Origin of the sequence: Rheinheimera salexigens (genome assembly GCF_001752395.1) — a bacterium.
In the GTDB taxonomy this organism is placed as follows: domain Bacteria; phylum Pseudomonadota; class Gammaproteobacteria; order Enterobacterales; family Alteromonadaceae; genus Alishewanella; species Alishewanella salexigens.
This window is the reverse complement of the sequence record NZ_MKEK01000001.1, coordinates 1,844,712-1,861,988: the sequence shown is the minus strand read 5'-3', so window position 1 is coordinate 1,861,988 and position 17,277 is coordinate 1,844,712. Positions and strand designations below refer to the sequence as shown.

General features: G+C 40.4%; 17 protein-coding genes and 1 pseudogene. 8 read left to right on the top strand and 10 right to left on the bottom strand.

The features are described from left to right. Positions 1–65: 65 nt before the first annotated feature. Complete coding sequence (gene sppA / locus BI198_RS08530) at positions 66–1,943, top strand: signal peptide peptidase SppA (protein ID WP_070049171.1); 1,878 nt, start codon at positions 66–68, stop codon at positions 1,941–1,943. 66 nt (positions 1,944–2,009) lie between these two features. Next, positions 2,010–3,065: an asparaginase gene (gene ansA / locus BI198_RS08525; RefSeq protein WP_070049170.1), complete on the top strand. Its 1,056-nt coding sequence runs from the start codon at positions 2,010–2,012 to the stop codon at positions 3,063–3,065. 27 nt (positions 3,066–3,092) lie between these two features. Here ansA and BI198_RS08520 read toward each other — a convergent pair whose 3' ends face one another. The 3 genes from BI198_RS08520 to BI198_RS08510 all read right to left on the bottom strand — a co-directional run bounded on the left by BI198_RS08520 (position 3,093) and on the right by BI198_RS08510 (position 6,118). Further along, positions 3,093–4,196: a serine hydrolase domain-containing protein gene (locus BI198_RS08520; protein ID WP_070049169.1), complete on the bottom strand. Its 1,104-nt coding sequence runs from the start codon at positions 4,194–4,196 to the stop codon at positions 3,093–3,095. 60 nt (positions 4,197–4,256) lie between these two features. Beyond that, positions 4,257–5,309, bottom strand: coding sequence for a cysteine synthase A (locus tag BI198_RS08515; protein WP_070049168.1), 1,053 nt, complete (start codon positions 5,307–5,309; stop codon positions 4,257–4,259). Between the two features lie 113 nt (positions 5,310–5,422). Further along, positions 5,423–6,118 (bottom strand): SDR family oxidoreductase, encoded by a 696-nt coding sequence (locus BI198_RS08510; RefSeq protein ID WP_070049167.1) that lies wholly within the window; start codon positions 6,116–6,118, stop codon positions 5,423–5,425. A gap of 299 nt (positions 6,119–6,417) precedes the next feature. Here BI198_RS08510 and BI198_RS08505 point away from each other — a divergent pair, with 299 nt between their 5' ends. Further along, positions 6,418–6,963 (top strand): redoxin domain-containing protein, encoded by a 546-nt coding sequence (locus BI198_RS08505; RefSeq protein WP_070049166.1) that lies wholly within the window; start codon positions 6,418–6,420, stop codon positions 6,961–6,963. Between the two features lie 138 nt (positions 6,964–7,101). Here BI198_RS08505 and BI198_RS08500 read toward each other — a convergent pair whose 3' ends face one another. Further along, positions 7,102–7,416 carry a hypothetical protein gene (locus BI198_RS08500; protein ID WP_235605289.1) on the bottom strand — a complete coding sequence of 105 codons (315 nt, stop codon included), beginning with the start codon at positions 7,414–7,416 and terminating at the stop codon, positions 7,102–7,104. Positions 7,417–7,972: 556 nt separating this feature from the next. Here BI198_RS08500 and gltS point away from each other — a divergent pair. Beyond that, a pseudogene (gltS, locus tag BI198_RS08495) lies at positions 7,973–9,186 on the top strand (sodium/glutamate symporter). Between the two features lie 142 nt (positions 9,187–9,328). Here gltS and BI198_RS08490 read toward each other — a convergent pair. After that, a complete protein-coding gene (locus BI198_RS08490) occupies positions 9,329–9,826 on the bottom strand; it encodes an ester cyclase (protein ID WP_070049164.1) in 498 nt (165 codons plus the stop codon). Positions 9,827–10,072: 246 nt separating this feature from the next. On the opposite strand from BI198_RS08490, the gene BI198_RS08485 reads away from it, so the two are divergent. From BI198_RS08485 to BI198_RS08475, 3 genes are read left to right on the top strand one after another with little or no spacing between them, the layout of a single operon-like run. Continuing rightward, positions 10,073–10,324 carry a superinfection immunity protein gene (locus tag BI198_RS08485; RefSeq protein WP_070049163.1) on the top strand — a complete coding sequence of 84 codons (252 nt, stop codon included), beginning with the start codon at positions 10,073–10,075 and terminating at the stop codon, positions 10,322–10,324. Between the two features lie 40 nt (positions 10,325–10,364). Continuing rightward, on the top strand, positions 10,365–11,504 hold the full coding sequence (locus tag BI198_RS08480) for a sensor histidine kinase (RefSeq protein ID WP_070049162.1): 1,140 nt from the start codon (positions 10,365–10,367) through the stop codon (positions 11,502–11,504). Next, positions 11,494–12,210, top strand: coding sequence for a LytR/AlgR family response regulator transcription factor (locus BI198_RS08475; RefSeq protein ID WP_070049161.1), 717 nt, complete (start codon positions 11,494–11,496; stop codon positions 12,208–12,210). The genes BI198_RS08480 and BI198_RS08475 overlap by 11 nt, the downstream gene beginning before the upstream one ends. Before the next feature lie 78 nt (positions 12,211–12,288). On the opposite strand, the gene BI198_RS08470 is transcribed toward BI198_RS08475, so the two are convergent. Then, positions 12,289–13,485 carry a phage tail sheath family protein gene (locus BI198_RS08470; protein WP_070049160.1) on the bottom strand — a complete coding sequence of 399 codons (1,197 nt, stop codon included), beginning with the start codon at positions 13,483–13,485 and terminating at the stop codon, positions 12,289–12,291. A gap of 64 nt (positions 13,486–13,549) precedes the next feature. Further along, complete coding sequence (locus BI198_RS08465) at positions 13,550–14,017, bottom strand: CreA family protein (protein WP_070049159.1); 468 nt, start codon at positions 14,015–14,017, stop codon at positions 13,550–13,552. Between the two features lie 418 nt (positions 14,018–14,435). Here BI198_RS08465 and BI198_RS08460 point away from each other — a divergent pair, with 418 nt between their 5' ends. Continuing rightward, complete coding sequence (locus BI198_RS08460; protein ID WP_070049158.1) at positions 14,436–15,005, top strand: PEP-CTERM sorting domain-containing protein; 570 nt, start codon at positions 14,436–14,438, stop codon at positions 15,003–15,005. A gap of 148 nt (positions 15,006–15,153) precedes the next feature. On the opposite strand, the gene BI198_RS16340 is transcribed toward BI198_RS08460, so the two are convergent. From BI198_RS16340 to BI198_RS08450, 3 genes are all read right to left on the bottom strand, one after another. Continuing rightward, positions 15,154–15,282 carry a hypothetical protein gene (locus BI198_RS16340; protein WP_268793896.1) on the bottom strand — a complete coding sequence of 43 codons (129 nt, stop codon included), beginning with the start codon at positions 15,280–15,282 and terminating at the stop codon, positions 15,154–15,156. 610 nt (positions 15,283–15,892) lie between these two features. Beyond that, positions 15,893–16,384 carry a hypothetical protein gene (locus tag BI198_RS08455; protein WP_070049157.1) on the bottom strand — a complete coding sequence of 164 codons (492 nt, stop codon included), beginning with the start codon at positions 16,382–16,384 and terminating at the stop codon, positions 15,893–15,895. 135 nt (positions 16,385–16,519) lie between these two features. Beyond that, entirely contained in the window at positions 16,520–17,233 is a 714-nt protein-coding gene (locus tag BI198_RS08450; protein ID WP_070049156.1) for a hypothetical protein, read from the bottom strand. Positions 17,234–17,277: the final 44 nt, after the last annotated feature.

The following is a 17,277-nucleotide window of genomic DNA, read 5'->3' as shown; positions in this document are numbered from 1 at the left end:
CTTAGCCTTTAACTAAAAATTGGTTAGCATAGTAACAACTATTAATGTTTTTATGGATGTGCACCATGGCAGAAAACAAACCTGGATTCCTTCGTCGTATTTTTCGAACTATAGCCTCTATTTACCGTGGCTTTCGCAGTGTGGTTTTAAATATCTTATTTATTGCTATCGTTGTTGTTATTGGTATCGCTATATTTAGTGATAAAGACTCAGTAGAAGTGCCTGCAACTTCCGCTTTAGTTCTCAATTTAACCGGTGACTTAGTAGAAGAGAAGCGCTGGACCGATCCTATCGCTGCCGCTATCAATGAAGGCTTAGGTGGCCAAGAAGACGCCCCTGAAATATTAGTGCGTGATGTGGTTAAAGTAATTAAGCATGCCAGCACCGATAACCGCATTCAAACTATGGTGTTAGATTTATCCGCATTAGGTAATGCGTCGGTAGATAAATTACAAACTGTTGGCGATGCGATAGTGGAATTTAAAGCCGCGGGTAAAAAAGTGTTTGCTTACGGTGCTTTTTTTGGTCAACGCCAATATTTTTTAGCCAGTTACGCCGATGAAGTTAGCTTAAGCCCAATGGGTGCAGTTATTCTTGAAGGTTTTGGTAGCTACCCTATGTACTACAAAAATGCTTTAGAAAAACTTAAGATCAACAGCCATGTATTCCGTGTTGGTACCTATAAATCAGCGGTAGAACCGTTTATTCGTAATGACATGTCTGATGCGGCAAAAGAAGCCAATAGCGAGTGGTTAAATGCGTTATGGCATGATTATAAGCAACAAGTTGCTGAGCGTCGTAATATTTCAGTTGATACCTTTGATGAAACGTATGACGCCATCTTAGCTAAATTGCAGGCTACAGAAGGTGATTTAAGCTTATATTCATTAAATAATGGCTTTGTCGATAATATCCAAACTCGCGAAGAGTTCCGCAATAAAGTCATCGACATTGTTGGTGAAAACGATAAGCATACTTATAACCATGTTACCTTTGCAGATTACGCCCATGTCGTGATCCCAAAGCACACTATGGATAACCCTATCTCAGATAAAATTGCCGTAGTCGTAGCGCGCGGTATGATTGTCGATGGTCAAGCTAAAGCCGGTACAGTAGGTGGTGATTCAACAGCCGCATTATTAAGACGTGCCCGCAATGACGATAAAATTAAAGCCGTAGTACTGCGTATTGATAGCCCAGGCGGAAGTGCTTTTGCTTCTGAAGTTATCGGCCAAGAAATTACCTTATTACGCCAAGCTGGCAAGCCGGTCATTGCCTCTATGGGTGCGGTTGCCGCCTCAGGTGGTTATTGGATAGCTGCGCCAAGTAATGAAATTTGGGCCTCACCTACAACCATTACGGGCTCTATCGGTATATTTGGTTTACTACACACCGCAGAAGACGCCATGAAAACCCTAGGCTTAAATGTTGATGGTGTCGGTACCACAGAATTAGCTGGTTTATCAGCAGGCTTACCGTTATTTCAAGGCTTAGATCCAAAAGCGAAAGATGTGTTTCAATTATTAATTGAACGTGGCTATACCGAGTTTTTAACTATGGTTGGCCAACATCGCAACATGACGAACGCTGAAGTAGATGCCGTTGCTCAAGGTCGAGTATGGACTGGTAGCAAAGCATTAGAGTTAGGTTTAGTCGATAAATTAGGTGACTTTAACGATGCCATTGTGGCCGCCGCGGATAAAGCTGGCTTAAGTAATTACGACGTTACAGTATTACAACAAGAGTTAACGCCAGCTGAAAAAATGATTAATGATATTTTCGGCTCCGCTAAAGCAGCAGGCTGGTTACCACAAAGCCAAAGCAACGAGCGCTTGTTACTGAATAAAATCACCAAGCAGTTAAAGCAAGATTTTGTATTGTTAAACCAGTTTAACGATCCAAATGGTGTGTATTCTTACTGTGTAAGTTGCACAGTTAACTGACACGTAGCTTGAACTGTTTTACAATGCCCAGTATGTCTGGGCATTTTTTTGGTTTTTTAAGCAATAATGAACAATAGAAAACGTATTTACGTCGCATACACCGGTGGTACCATTGGTATGCAACACTCAGCACAAGGCTTTATTCCGGTTCCGGGGTTTTTAACCGACACCGTAAAATGTATGCCAGAGTTTTATCGCGAAGAAATGCCTCTGTTTCATATTCACGAATATGATCCAGTAATCGACTCATCTGATATGACCCCGACGCACTGGCAAGCCATCGCCGATGATATTCGCCAACATTATGATGACTATGATGGCTTTGTTGTGCTGCACGGCACCGATACCATGGCGTACACAGCCTCGGCTTTATCGTTTATGTTAGAGAACCTAGATAAGCCCGTTATTGTTACTGGCTCACAAATTCCGTTAGCCCAAATGCGTTCTGATGGCCAAGTTAATTTATTAAATGCATTATTTCTAGCCGCCTATTATCCCATTGCTGAAGTTAGTTTGTTTTTTAATAATCAGTTATTTCGCGGTAACCGTGCCACTAAAGCCGATGCTAATGGCTTTAATGCATTCGCTTCACCTAACTTCCCTGCCCTTATTGAAGCTGGGATAAAAATTAATTTAGTTGCCGGTAAGCTACAACACACACCAGCGAGCGAAAGCTTGCCAGTTGCCGACAGTTTGCAAATTGCCAATAGTTTACAAGTTGCGGAAATAGTACCGCAGCCTATAAGTGTGGTGACACTATATCCGGGTATAAGTAATGATGTAATTCAGAATATGACCGCTAGGCCTATTCGAGCCTTAATCATAAAGTCATTCGGTGTCGGCAATGCACCACAACGACCAGAATTAATGAAAATATTAACCGAAGCCAGCGAGCGCGGTTTAATTATCGTTAACTGTACTCAGTGCTTTAAAGGCATGGTTAATATGCAAGGTTACGCCACCGGCAGCGCGCTGGAACAATGTGGGGTAATAAGTGGTTTTGATATGACCTTAGAAGCCGCATTAACCAAGCTACACTACTTGTTGAGTAAGCCATTAACGCCTGCACAAATACGCCAACAAATGCAGCAAAATTTACGCGGTGAATTAACCTCAGTTTAATTACCTAAACAGTAACCACTTCGTACTTTACTCCCAGCATCGGTAGCCATTGCCACTGATGCTGGGTTCTGTAGCATGGGCTGCAGCCCAAGCAAGTGCTAATGGCGACATCGCGTCGGGGGTATCTTCGCGATTTGTTAGCACTATAACTGCAAGCTCGTGATCTACTGCTCGAATATAGCCCGTACCGGCGTAACCACCATGATTGAGAATGCGCTGGCCATCTACAACCTGGACTTGCCAGCCCCGCGCATAACCCCAAGTATCACAAGACTTACCGGTATCAAAAACTCGCTGAATTTGCCAAGTCGCTTGTAGTGCCTCACGATTAATAACTTTGGGCTCAGCCAACTCCGCTTCCCAGCGTATCATGTCCTGAAGTGAAGACATTACGCCAAAATGTGATGTTAGAGCAAACTGCCATACTCGCCTATTGCGCTTTAGCTTACCTTCTTGCCATGCGTAGCCTTGTGCTAGGAATGGGACTATTTTGCTCTGATCTAATAGATGAGTTTGGTTCATATTCAATGGACTGAAAAAAGTTGCCTGCATATAGTCTGCAAAGCTTTTCTTGGTTACGGCTTCAATAATAATGCCCAGTAAAAAGTAGCCTTGATCAGAGTAATGCCAATCGGTTCCTGGCGCAGCAACCATCGGCGTTTTTTTAGCCGAGGTCAGCATGTCTTGTTGGCTGTATTCCAGCAATAATACGCCAGCAACCGTTTGTTCGAAGCGATGCGCCAGACCGGCTTTGTGAGAAAGAAGTTGGTCAACGGTGATATTGCGCCAAGTTTTTGGTGCATCGTCAATATAATCGACTAGCTTGGCGCCAAGGCTCAAACGACCTTCTTGCACAAGTGTCATTACCGCAAGGGCTGTCATCTGCTTAGTCAAAGAAGCTAGTTCAAACACAGTTTGGCTGGTAACGGGTACGCTGTTACTGATATCTGCCATACCATAAGTGCCAATATGCACCGGTTTACCCTTGCGTAAAACGGCTAAGGCGACCCCAGGAAAATGGCCCTGTTCCATTAGCACTTGAATCTTGGCATCGAGGTCTTTAGCGTGGCCAAAACTGCTTACCAAGACCAAGACCACAATTACCCAGCGCAAAGCGGCTTTAAGTAGCATGGTCGTTCCTTTTGCTTTCATAGCTTAATTAGTAGATAAGTTGGCGTTTAGATTAGCAGATTAGCCACTGCTTTTAACCGTTACTACCTTATCGGCCATTTGGCTGTATCGTGTTATCAATTCAGGCACCGTTTCATGATTTAAGCTTATACCTTTGTCGGTTAAAAACTGCGGATTATACAATTTTGAAAAAGAGCGCTCGCCTAAATCACACGCAAAGGTCACGATATTACGGCCTTTTTTACCCTGCATGGCAGCCATCACCGCACCGGCTAGGTTCAATGCCGAGCTGCTTCCTAACACCAAGCCATCATGATCTCGTACGTAACGAGATAAGGTCACTAAATCTTGATCGGGTAATGTAATAGCGTGATCAATTTTAGCTTTCTTGAAATTCTCAACTAAGCGCATTATGCCGATACCCTCGGTAAAAGAACCGCCTTGGGCTTTATATTCACCATGTTGCAGATAATGCGTAATACCTGAACCTTCAGGGTCAACTAACCAAACATCGATATCATTATTTTGTTGTTTTAAATAATCTGAGTTACCGGCAATAGTGCCGCCAGTACCACAGACCGACACCAGCACGTCTACCTTACCCGATGTCTGCTGCCAAATTTCTGGACCAGTTTGTTCAAAGTGCGCTTTATAGTTGCTTAAGTTTTCAAACTGATTAGCCCACCAGAAATCACTATTTTCTGCCGCAATGCGTTTAGCCGTATGATAAAAATGATTTTCATTAGCAAAAGGACAGGCATCAACCAGCTTTAGCTCGGCGCCATGTAAAGTAATCATGCGTTCTTTTTCTGGGGCTTGTCCTTTGGGCATGACAGTTAACATGTTAAAACCAAGTGCTTTTGCCACTAAAGCTAAACCAATACCGGTGTTACCCGCTGTGCCCTCGACGATGGTCATGCCTGGTTTTAAATCGCCACGCTTTATAGCGTCTAATACAATCTGCAAAGCAGCACGATCTTTAACTGAGCCTCCCGGGTTTTGAAACTCGCATTTCATATAAATATTACTACCCGTTAATGCCGATACAGACTCAAGCTTTACTAAATCGGTATTACCTATCATTTCAGTGACATTATTCTTAATCTTAGTCATAAATAAAATATACTTCCTAGTCTGTAGTTAACACCATTCTAGCGTAAATACCCTTATTAAACAGCTTGCTCTGTACACGTGTACACGCAATCGTTAGTAACAGTTACTATGAGTTACTTGGTAGGCATAAGGGTAATTTCGCGTACATCACATCGTGGATTGGCAGATATAGCAAATAAAACCGCATCCGCTATATCGCTAGGATCTAACTTGTCGGGTTTGGCTTGATCAAAAAAGGGGGTATTAACCATGCCTGGGCATATAGTTGTGCAGCGGCCATTCCACTCAGCCATTTCAGCGGCCAAATTTTGGCCGAAACCATATGCAAACCATTTAGTCGCACCATACACAGACCCTTTCAGTGTTATCTTGCCGGCAATAGAACTGGTAATAATAAAGTGCCCCTGAGTTTGTTTTAATGCTGGCAAGCTGGCTTTTGCCGTGAATAATAATGCATTAATATTAACATCAAGCATGGTTTTCCATTCTTCTGGGTCACCGTTTTCGATGCCAGCTGTGTTAACCCCTGTTCCTGCGTTAGCGAAAACAACATCTATTTTGCCAAACTTTTGTTTCGCCTTTTCAACTACGTTTTCAATCTGGTCTAATTTTGATACGTCTGCCGTTACCGCCAATACCTTATCTTCACCCCAGCGCTTAACTATTGCATGCAGTTTGTCGGTACTTCTCGCCGTGATGACAGCTTTGTGCCCAGCTGCTAGAACTTTATCGGCAGTCGCAGCCCCTATGCCGCTTGAAGCACCGGTAATTAATACTACTTTTTGATTTTTTATATTTTCATTTTTCATAATAGTTATCCTTAATTAAAGCGCTGTTTGTACATTAACTGTAGTGCACTACAGTGCAATAGTGCTGGCTGAACCGTAAGGAATATTTACATGATTTACTGCAAACTTTGCACAAACTAATAGGTTTTGAATCTATAAAACGTACTAATTAATTCTTTTTAATTGCATAACCAACAACCTGGGATGTTTGCGCAGTAATCTGCATACTTTTTGCATAGTACTTTGCATAGTAAGAGCAAAGTTAATAATACCAATGGCTAGCAACCTTGCTATGCCAAACAGTTAAATGAGGCTAAACAATGCAAAATACTAAACTTTCAGCAGGTGAAAAGTTTCCACTGATTCAGCTTACCAACTCAACGGGCACTAAGGTTAACCTAGTCAATGCACAGCAAAGCGAAAACGCCACTGGTAGATGGTCGCTTATCATTATTTATCGCGGCTATCACTGCCCAATTTGCTTAAAATATCTAAACAACTTAGAAACATACAGTAAACGGCTGCAAGCACTGCAAATAGATTTGAGCGTAGCGTCTGCCGATACTCCTGAACAGCTAAACAAAATGAAAGAAAAAGGCTTACAGATTACATGTCCTATATTGACAGGTTTAACCTTAGCTCAGATGAAATTATTAGGTTTATATATTTCTGATCCAATGAACGAATCTGAGACAGATCACCCCTTTCCAGAGCCGGGTTTGTTTTTAATCAACCCTGATGGTGAAACGATTATGATAGACATTGCTAACGCGCCATTCATTCGTCCTGATCTAGAGCAATTGGTTAGTGGCCTTGAATTTTCTTTTAGCAAAAACTACCCAGTTCGCGGCACCCATCCTTATTAATCGTCAATATACTGATGTGGTGTGCATTTCGATTACACCACATTTTAAGTTAAGCTAATTTAAAAGTTTAAAATTGTCCCCCTCCCCCTTAATGTAATAATGTAACAATGTAAGCCGATTATTGTTTTTGGAACTGTCTTATGATTTATCCGCCATAATAGCGCTGCGCTCTTCTTCACTAAGAATACCAATCAAAATAGTTCGCCGTCTTAATTTGCGCATCCGCTCACCCTCATCCAGTAACGTCTGCTTAAACAGGTCTGGTTGGTCAATGCAATCTAGGATGCTAAACCAATGAATATAGCCACTGTGCCGTATTAAGCCGGCCTGATAACGTTTTTCTAGCTTGTCGCGCACTGCCTCTACCCGCCATGGCTCGGCTAACAGCTTTTCTGCCATCGCAATATGCAGCTGTAAAATTTGGTTATCGGTTGCTACGCTGCTTTTACTCATCGTTCGTCTGCTTAGTCGTGATTTATACATAGTTAACCTCTCACAACGCATATGTTCTAAAGATAGCCTCAAAAGATAGACCCTAAAGATAGCCCTAAAAATCGTCATCATATTAGGATAGCGTAATGCTTTTTCACCACGTTTTTAATGCGACTTACATCATAAAAGATGCTCTCAATAACACAGGAAGCTAAAACGGGGATACTTAACTGAATAGAAATGCTTTACAATCTTGAAAAACGTCAGCTACAAATAAGCGTATAAAGGCACATACAGCCGCATACAGGCGGTAACTCACCTGATAAGCAAAGACATTTAATCTGTTCGCTTTTAAAGTAACAAGTACATATTTATTGAGTATCCATAGATAACGTTTCTTTGACGATAGATCTCATCAGTTAATACGATGAATGAGCTAATTAAGTTTCTCTGTTGATATTCAGTAAACTTCGGCATGGCTAAGCTTATGCCCTTAAATTAATTGTGAATTTGCGCATTTAAAAAAGATCATGCAAAAAAAACTAAAAATATAATAGCTATAAGGTTAAAAGTTTTTATGAATATTGAGATTTCTGTCGTTGAAACATTAATAGTTTCTTTATTAATCCTTTTTGCAGGCTATTACCTTAATAGCAAAATTGCATTTCTTAAAAATAACAGCATTCCTGAACCTGTTGTTGGTGGTATAGCCTTCTCTATTATTGCGGCCATTATTCATGTCTATTTTGATATTAACCTTGAATTTGATATGACATTCAAAAATCCGTTAATGACAATGTTTTTTATAACTGTCGGCCTGGGTGCCAGCTTTAGCCTGTTAATTAAAGGCGGCCCAAAAGTAGCCATTTTTTAGGTATCACAACAGTTTATTTATTGTTTCAAAATGCTGTAGGAGTCTCTATCGCAGTTGCAACAGGCATGGAACCTTTAATGGGCTTGATTGGGGGTTCTGTTACGCTTTCAGGTGGCCATGGTAATGGAGCTACCTACGCTGATTTATTTATTAATGAATATGGTATGCAAAGTAGCGTATTCGAACTTGCTATGGCTGCGGCAACCTTCGGCCTTATTCTGGGTGGTTTAGTCGGCGGTCCTGTTAGTAAACGTTTAATTAAAAAGTATAATTTAAAAGCAGATACCTCATACCACGAGAAACTGGATGACACGATCACCTTTGACCCTGAAGATCACGACTTAGTTACGCCTAGAAAAATGATGGAAACACTATTTGTAATTTTATTTTGTATGTACTTAGGCGGTTTAGGTCACAGTGCTTTAAGAGAGATTGATGTAATTTTACCGGCGTTTTTAATCCCGTTATTATTTGGTGTGTTTATTACTAACATCACTGAATTCACTAAAACTTATAAAGTAAGCCGAGCCTGTATTGATTTATGGGGCACCATGGCACTATCAATATTCTTAGCCATGGCACTCATGTCATTAAAAATTTGGGAGTTAATCAGTTTAGCTGGCCCAATGATATTTATGATTTTAGTGCAAGCGATTATGCTAATGCTGTTCGCTTACTTCGTTACCTTTAGAGTGATGGGCAAAAACTATAACGCCGCTATTATGGCAGGTGGCCACTGCGGTTTTGGCCTAGGCGCAACACCAACTGCAGTAGCTAATATGGAGTCATTAGTGTCTCGCTACGGCCCTTCGCCACAAGCGTTTTTAGTCGTGCCTTTAGTCGGTGCCTTTTTTATCGATATTACCAACGCATTGGTTATACAGCTATTTTTAAGCTTTCCATTTATGACCAGTTAAGTATTAGACCTATTTACGCAGCCCTGCTTTTCCGTTATTAAAAAGAGTAGCAGGGCTTTAAGCATTTTAATTCAGACCAACCTTAAATATTAGTATTGTCAGTAAGTCCTGTACTAAGTTAGTAGGTGCCGGACGGCCACACTTAGGTTGCTCCTCTGGTAATTTTTAGCACCTCCATTAAGACATCCAATATTTTTTGCACCCACTTAGGCAGCTTATCAAAGACAAAAGTTAAACTCCCTTTTACGATATCTATTTGTTTTACATCATCTGAATTAAGGCTGTGTACTTGCTCACCCTCATAGTTATCTGCGATTGAAGGCATTATCATCTCTTCGTCTATCATTCTGCCGTACTGCTCGTAGCGTTTTGATATATACGCGAGTTCTTCATAAATTACAGCCAGAGAAATATTCGACTTTTCGTCAAAATCAATAATAGTCTGATCAATTTCTTCGGATGTTAATTGCTCTGAAAAAGTTTGGGCTAAGGTCTTTGCAATAAGTGCAAACCGGTCGGGACCATATTCATTTGCTCTACAGTAGGCTACGCCTGCAGATACGGTAAAGAAAGAGATAAATGCTTGATGTAGTTCAAAACCATTTGGCAGTAAAAGTGCTTCCTCTATTGTCGTATTCATAGTTAATCCAAGTTATATAATGAGGTTTAACAACGCTAATAAGGACAAGTAAAGCAAGTTAATGTGCTTCAATACTGGCGTATGTTTGACCTAGTTAAAATTACTTGATTAATATTAGACCAACTTAATAAACCGCACCGGCAATTCGCCGCCTATCACTGTTTTTAACCGCTTATCACTTTTTAGCCCCAGCATAATATAAGCTTGTGTAACCTTATTGTTGTCAACCAACACAAGGACATTATCATGTTTGAACAATTCGATTTTTTACAGCCGTTAACCCAGTTAGGCCCGCTATTTTGGGTGGTGTTTATACCCTTCTTACTTGCCATATATTTTTTACCCAGCATTGTTGCTAGCTTTCGTAACCGCAAGCATCTGGGTAAAATTTTTCTGGCTAATATCCCCGCAGGACTTTCTTGGATAGCGTGGTGTGCGCTAATCATATGGGCATTTAGCGGAAAACAACAAAAACCAACTGAACAAGTGATTCAATAGATAGTACACTGTGTTAACTCAAGTTTTTGCGACAACAATTATGTCATTTGTACAGCGCTATCAACAACATATCGCCGTTATAAACGCCAGCCGTGCTTACTTATGGGCCCAGCTGGCCACTATGCTGGTATACGTGCTGTATTTTACAGCTTATACCCTGCCGTTGATTAACATTTCCCAGCCATTCATATTATTAGCCTTCACACTGAAATACAGCATTGAAGCCGCCTGCTTTGTCAGTTTGAGTCATCTTGCGCTAAGACCATGGCTTAAACTCATGCAGCACAGTGGCGCTTCTATTAAACGCTTATTAGGCTTCAGCTCTATCGTTTTATTGGCCTCATTACTGCAATCAGGGCTTAGCTACTTTTTAGTTAAATTAAACTTTTTAAAAAGCACCGATATGAGTTTGATTACCATAAACGATCCAAGCCAAGCTTCAACTTTGCAAATGAATTTTTCAGCGGCATTTGTTCTAATCACGTACACGGTTATGTTTGCAGTAATGTACTTAGTATGGACCTTTGCTTATGTGCTTTGGCACAACTGGCAAGCGCGTAAATTATTGCAAAAGCAAATGCAACAGGCACAGCTACAACAGCTTACAAATCAACTAAACCCGCATTTTTTATTTAATGCCTTAAACAGTATTCGCGCACTTATTTTTGAAGATCAACATAAAGCCGCAGATACTGTTACTCGCTTATCTGAGTTATTTCGCTTTCACCTGCAAGCGCATTTACAGCCAGAATCTACACTAGAGCAAGAATGGCAACTAACTGAACAGTATTTGGCAATAGAACAGGTAAGGCTTGAACAGCGATTACAATTTCGTTGCCAAATTGACGCAGCGTTGCTGCAACATAAACTGCCTACGTTAAGTCTGCTTACATTAACTGAGAACGCAATTAAACATGGTATCGCGCCAACAGCATCAACCGGCGAGCTAACTATTACTGCCAAAATAGCTGCCCAAACTATTACCAAATCAAGCCACACCGGTTGGCAGTTAATCGTCAGCAATAGTGTGCAATCTGCTACCCAGCAACCAAGTACGGGTACGGGGTTAGCTAATTTACGCCAGCGCCTGCAACTCATGTACGGCCAAAATGCCCGTTTGCAACACAGCCGCGATGGCAACGTTTTTTGCGTACAACTGGAGCTTACCGATGAAGTATAAGTGTTTGCTAGTAGATGACGAGCGACTGGCAAGAGCCGAGCTAAAGCGCTTACTTGCGGCGTATCCGCAATGTTCTGTTATTGCTGAGGCGGCTAGCGGAGCAGAAGCGTTATCATTGCTAAACCAGCACAGTATCGATGTTGTTTTTTTAGATATTCAAATGCCAGAACTTACCGGCTTAGAATTAGCACTACAAATTCCGGCGCACACCCAATTTATCTTCTGCACCGCGTTTAATAGTTTTGCCCTAGATGCCTTTGAGCTTAATGCCGTGGATTACTTGCTAAAACCAATAGTGCCAGAGCGTTTAAGTAAGGCGATTCAAAAACTAAAGCCGGTTAACAGTATTGCATCACCGCATTATTTGGCTGAGCAACATGGTATTTTACTAAAGTTTGGTGATAGCCAACGTGTGGTGCGCTTAAATGAAATTAGCCGTTTTGAAAGCATTGGTAATCATGCTGCGGTGTATACACCTTATGGCAAAAGCTTTATTCACAGCTCACTGGCTAAAATAGAACAAAAACTAGACCCTGCCCTATTTTTTAAAGCCAGTCGCGCTGACATTGTACGCATTAGTGCTATTAACAAAATTGAACCGGCGATCAACGAAGGTGGCCTGCTAGCCATACTAGATGACGGCCAGCAGGTTGATGTTAGCCGACGCCAAGCCCAGCAACTAAAACTACAGTTTAATGCGTTTTAATTGTCTATCTAATCCGACTCCTGTTGCAAAAAGCGTTTTAAGTGCTCAGTTCTAAGATATATTTAAGTTTAGGGGTTATTATTTTCTGCTATTTTGCAGGATGTTAATAACAATAAATTCAGCGGGTTTTAGCGCGGCTAGCCCGATATTGATGCGCACCCTACCATTCTCAATATCAGCTATCGAGTTTGTAGAGCGATCACACCGCACAAAGAAGGCTTCATCTGCTTTTGCGCCTTGTAGCATGCCCTCCTTCCACAGTTGCATAAGAAAATTATCAATCAGCAACTTTATGGCTGCCCATAATGTTTCATTATTGGGCTCGAATACTGCCCATAGGGTGCCTTTATAAATTGATTCTTCAATAAAACTACACAGCCGCCTGACATTAAGGTACTTCCACTGTGGATCACGACTTAATGTTCTAGCACCCCAAATTACTATGTTACTACTACCGCCACTACGTCCCCTGTTTGGAAAAGATCGTAAGCAATTTATATGTAACGGGTTTAGGATATCTTGTAGGCTATTATCAATATTTACCAGCAAATCGATTGCACCGTTAATCCCTATATTGGCAGGTGCTTTGTGCACGCCACGTGTGGCATCCATCTGGGCGTAGACACCGGCAATAAAGCCACTGGGTGGCATTACGACAACCTCGCCAGAATCAGTTGTTAGCTTTAACCAAGGGTAATACAAAGCAGCATAGCTTGTATCGAGCTGACTACGGCGTGCTTTAAACCAGTTAACATCAGCAGTTTGTACTGAGTCGAGGATACAGAAGCGGTATTTGAATTTCTCACAATGCTTAATCATTGCTTGCTGTACGGCGATATCCGTCACACCTGGTATGCAGATAATGTTGATATCAACACTTTCCAGCGCGGCCAATCCTTGCTTTATGTTCATATTATTAGCATGGGTATTGATAACACTACCGATAAAATCGGCTGTGGTTGCTTGTTCGGGCACTCTGACGATGTAGCAGGCACTACCGCCATTATCAAAGAACCCTTTTACCGATAAAGCTAAATACGGCGAGTACTTTTTGTCATAATCCCCGTACATATCTACGTACTCTGCCCAGCTAGTAATTTTTGTCGGTATATTAAGCAAAGCATCGTTATTGAAGGTAACCGTATCAAAAACCACCTTATGCACATGCTCTGTTTTGCCAACAAAACCCACTACGCTCGTCTCCACCCTAGCAATTGCAGTAGGATAAGCACGCACTTGTTTTACATAAACACCACGGCGTAAATAAGACTTCATGGCTGCCCCTTATGCTATAAACTGACATGTACAGTATAGCTATACTAACAATAGTTAGAGCATGTTAAGGCTGTGCGGGCATTTGATACGCTTCGGTGCCCCACAATGGCACGGTTGACATAGAGTGCTTATAGCTGCCACTGGTTTCTTTGGTGCTGTAGGCTAAATACAGTAATGACTGGCTTGTTTCATCATAGATACGACGAATTTTTAAACTTTTAAAGAAGATACTTTTTGATTTTTTAAAAACTATATCACCGCTTTTTGACTTATCAATTGCTGCAACCATGGCAGCCGTAATTTGCCCAGTTTGGCGGCAACTGATGGACATGTCAGATGGATCGGCAAAGTTTAAATCGGCCACTACGTTCGACATATGGCAAGTAACACCCGGTACTAATGGATCGGCTAATACCTCAATTTTAATATCTTTGGTAGTAAATAAACCCAGAGAGACATCGCCTACTTCATTTTTATCACAACCACTCAGCATCAAAACGGCTATACCGCCTAGCATTAATTTTTTCCACATAGCGTCTCCTCGTTGGCTTGGGATATCACCCGCCTTTGCGTTAAAACAACTTATAAAATCGCTGCAAGTATAGCAAACATTTATGGCTAGACCGTTAAGGTTAGACTCCTTAAATTAGGCTGCTATTCTAAAACAACAGCCTACTCAACGTAGCACTCACCCCATTATGAATTTACATTTAATTAAACTACTAATATCTATCACTTAATCAACTATTTGAATTTATTTTATTCAGTAGTGAGTAGAATTGTTTCAAATAAATAAGACTTGCCTCTAATAGAAGTGGTGTCAGGTTATATTACAACTTTAGCGCCACCCTAAGGCAAAAGATAGTTAAGTCATTGAAATCACTGGGCGGCATTAAATTTGCAGTCTTATACTTCAAACGCGGGATACGCTCGCAAAGGAGCTTAACAAAATGCAAACTCGAACTATGATTTTCTTAGCATTGTCCGTCATGAGTGGTAACGCAATGGCCGGTTTAATAGTAAGCAACTGGATAGCCACACCTACTACTTTGAATTTTGATATAACAGGTACTATCGATGCGGGTGTCACCTTCGGCCCCTCACAGATGAACTCATTATTCATCGGGCCTGCCAATCTTGGCAACCAGCCAGGTGCTAGTACTGTTTCTGGGACTTGGCTTTCTCTTGGAGGTGTGGTTACCGCGCTCTCAAGTGCAACTCTGTATAGTGACTCTGACAGCGATAAGCTCCAAGTGCGTAAATCTTCTAATTGGTTAGTCGGTGATATTTTAAACTACAGTTTTAGTTTTTCAGATCCAGACTTAGTTGACCTTTCTGGATTCGATATCACCGGAGCGATAGTATCTGTAGGTAGAAGTGATTACATGGCTGCGCCCGAATCAGCTTATCAAGTAGGTACATTCGCTGCTGTAACATCCTCTGTACCAGCACCAGCCACTTTGCTTTTGTTCGGTTTAGGCCTTGCTGGACTAGGATTCTCTAAGAGAACAAAAGTATAAACTATTCAGAATATACCTTAATCAGCCGCGGCTTTGCGGGGACTTTCATGTCCGATTGGCCGTTATCGATTAATATTAAAAATTAGAGACTTAAACTAAAAAGCCGGGGCTATAAGCACCGGCTTTTTATTACTTAAACATTATTATATTAAGCAAACACCGCTTTAACTCGCGCTAATAATGCTTGTTCGTTGTCATTTACCACTCCAAATTGGAGCCAGCGATGTAATAAGTCATCTAATTCTATTGAATGACCTTGGTTGTGTTTTTCTGACATTAACACCCAGTACTAATGGATCGGCTAATACCTTTATTTTAATGTCTTTGGTGGAAATAAACCCAGTGAGACATCACCTACTTCATTTTTATCACAGCCACTCAGCATCAAAATGGCCATACCGCCTAGCATCAACTTTTTCCACATAATGTGCTCCTCGTTGGCTAGGTTATTAACCCGTATTTGGGTTTAATTAATTTATAAAATCGCTGCAAGTATAGCAAATATTTATGAGTCGACCGTTAAGGTGGCCCTTTAATATTAGGGTTCCAAGCTGAAAAGCAGCCTTCACACAACTGATAAATGTCTGGTACCCCAGCTGTCAGCACGGAAACTGAAATCAGCATGCTATCGCCTGGTAACCATGATGACAGATGAAGCAGAGTATCTTGCTGATGGACAATAGCATTTATATGCTATGTATTAAGGCTAAAGTATCTCATCAGGTTTTATATGGATTTGCAAGCGAACCATTGTAGATTTAGCATTAAATTATAACTGTATAACTTTCACCATTCATTAGGTCTATATTGAAATTTCTAGCTTTCCTACACCAGTAACAAAATTTTTGATTAGACAGGGTATATCTTTGTTGTATCAACATACATTGCTATTTTTGAATATTTAATATTTCGCGCACTGAAAGTGTATTAGCACTGTTTTTATTAATTTTTTTACCAACTTTGTTAATTATTCCTTTATCTGCATATTCCATAATAATCGCATCCTCAATATGTTTACTTATATTGATTTTCCCTATATAAGGGTTAACTGAAATCCAGACAGTGACATTATATCCAGATTTAACTAGCGCATTCACTTCATTATCCAGTTTGTCTCCGTGCCAAAAGTAACCCTTTTTTTTCCACCAACGCTCTTTAAAGCTATTTGAAAAATAGCCAACATATAAAATAGTATTATCCTTTAAAACAAGGTATGCAGATTGCTCTGCATTTAAAATATTCTCATTGACAACAAGCTTTAATTTTAACTTCCAGTTTTCTAGAGATTTGCCCGCATGAGTAGCTTTTAGTTCTTTATTAGAAAAATATGCTTCACCGATTTTGACAAAATCAAAACCACTAATTTTTTTAAATTCCATGGTAACTTACATTATCCCTTTACGTCTAACACCGCATAAAGCAGCTATTTGCTATTGATATACTTGAGCAAAGTGAACTACCAACTATAAATTATTCAACATTAATGCATTGTTATCACGAAATTGTATTTAAACCTAAGGGAACTCTTTCCATACAAATTCCAGTGCATTATCAGGTTGTATTCCAGAGGAAATATAATTTATAAAATGACGGCACCTAGATAAATCAGTCATTTTTTTATCTTGTAACTCACTCCAATTTTTTTCACCTTTACCCAATAATTGTTCAAGGTAACTATCTAAGTTTTTTTCTTCAAATGTTGCCAATAAAGAATTGAATATATCTGGTAGCTTTTTTTCGTATTGAGAGAGAATTTTAGATACGGGCTCACCAATTTTAGAAACCTTCTTTTTACTTGTAACATTCCATTTCGGCTGAACTTCTTCGATGATAATTTGCTCTATTTCCTTATTTATATTTATCTTTCGACCATCACTTAACTCAACGTAGGGATCTAATGAAAGCCAAATAGAAATTCTTCGTTTTGCTATTAATGCAAATTTTATACTGTCGTCATTATTTCCGTGCCAAATATATTTACCTTTTTTTAACCCCCAACGATCTTTAAATACTCCCGTATACTGACCAACATATACAGGATTAACTTCATCATCCAAATAAATCAAATAGCAAGATGATTCAGCATCAGCAACTTCAGGGTACAATAAATCCAAAGCAGTCTCCCATTCTATCTTTCTCCCCTCATAAATCGATTTCAGGGGGACTTGCGACAAAAATGCATTTGCCACATGTAAAAATGTGAATCCCTCAACTTTTTTGTATAGCATGAACTTTCCTTTGGTTTAACGCCTCAATCAGCCGCCGCGCAAGC

What these genes read in the sequence shown, in the direction of transcription:
- sppA (WP_070049171.1), top strand. Translation starts at nt 66, where the DNA reads ATGGCAGAAAACAAACCTGGATTCCTTCGTCGTATTTTTCGAACTATA.
- ansA (WP_070049170.1), top strand. Translation starts at nt 2,010, where the DNA reads ATGAACAATAGAAAACGTATTTACGTCGCATACACCGGTGGTACCATT.
- BI198_RS08520 (WP_070049169.1), bottom strand. Translation starts at nt 4,196, where the DNA reads ATGCTACTTAAAGCCGCTTTGCGCTGGGTAATTGTGGTCTTGGTCTTG.
- BI198_RS08515 (WP_070049168.1), bottom strand. Translation starts at nt 5,309, where the DNA reads ATGACTAAGATTAAGAATAATGTCACTGAAATGATAGGTAATACCGAT.
- BI198_RS08510 (WP_070049167.1), bottom strand. Translation starts at nt 6,118, where the DNA reads ATGAAAAATGAAAATATAAAAAATCAAAAAGTAGTATTAATTACCGGT.
- BI198_RS08505 (WP_070049166.1), top strand. Translation starts at nt 6,418, where the DNA reads ATGCAAAATACTAAACTTTCAGCAGGTGAAAAGTTTCCACTGATTCAG.
- BI198_RS08500 (WP_235605289.1), bottom strand. Translation starts at nt 7,416, where the DNA reads ATGAGTAAAAGCAGCGTAGCAACCGATAACCAAATTTTACAGCTGCAT.
- BI198_RS08490 (WP_070049164.1), bottom strand. Translation starts at nt 9,826, where the DNA reads ATGAATACGACAATAGAGGAAGCACTTTTACTGCCAAATGGTTTTGAA.
- BI198_RS08485 (WP_070049163.1), top strand. Translation starts at nt 10,073, where the DNA reads ATGTTTGAACAATTCGATTTTTTACAGCCGTTAACCCAGTTAGGCCCG.
- BI198_RS08480 (WP_070049162.1), top strand. Translation starts at nt 10,365, where the DNA reads ATGTCATTTGTACAGCGCTATCAACAACATATCGCCGTTATAAACGCC.
- BI198_RS08475 (WP_070049161.1), top strand. Translation starts at nt 11,494, where the DNA reads ATGAAGTATAAGTGTTTGCTAGTAGATGACGAGCGACTGGCAAGAGCC.
- BI198_RS08470 (WP_070049160.1), bottom strand. Translation starts at nt 13,485, where the DNA reads ATGAAGTCTTATTTACGCCGTGGTGTTTATGTAAAACAAGTGCGTGCT.
- BI198_RS08465 (WP_070049159.1), bottom strand. Translation starts at nt 14,017, where the DNA reads ATGTGGAAAAAATTAATGCTAGGCGGTATAGCCGTTTTGATGCTGAGT.
- BI198_RS08460 (WP_070049158.1), top strand. Translation starts at nt 14,436, where the DNA reads ATGCAAACTCGAACTATGATTTTCTTAGCATTGTCCGTCATGAGTGGT.
- BI198_RS16340 (WP_268793896.1), bottom strand. Translation starts at nt 15,282, where the DNA reads ATGTCAGAAAAACACAACCAAGGTCATTCAATAGAATTAGATGACTTA.
- BI198_RS08455 (WP_070049157.1), bottom strand. Translation starts at nt 16,384, where the DNA reads ATGGAATTTAAAAAAATTAGTGGTTTTGATTTTGTCAAAATCGGTGAA.
- BI198_RS08450 (WP_070049156.1), bottom strand. Translation starts at nt 17,233, where the DNA reads ATGCTATACAAAAAAGTTGAGGGATTCACATTTTTACATGTGGCAAAT.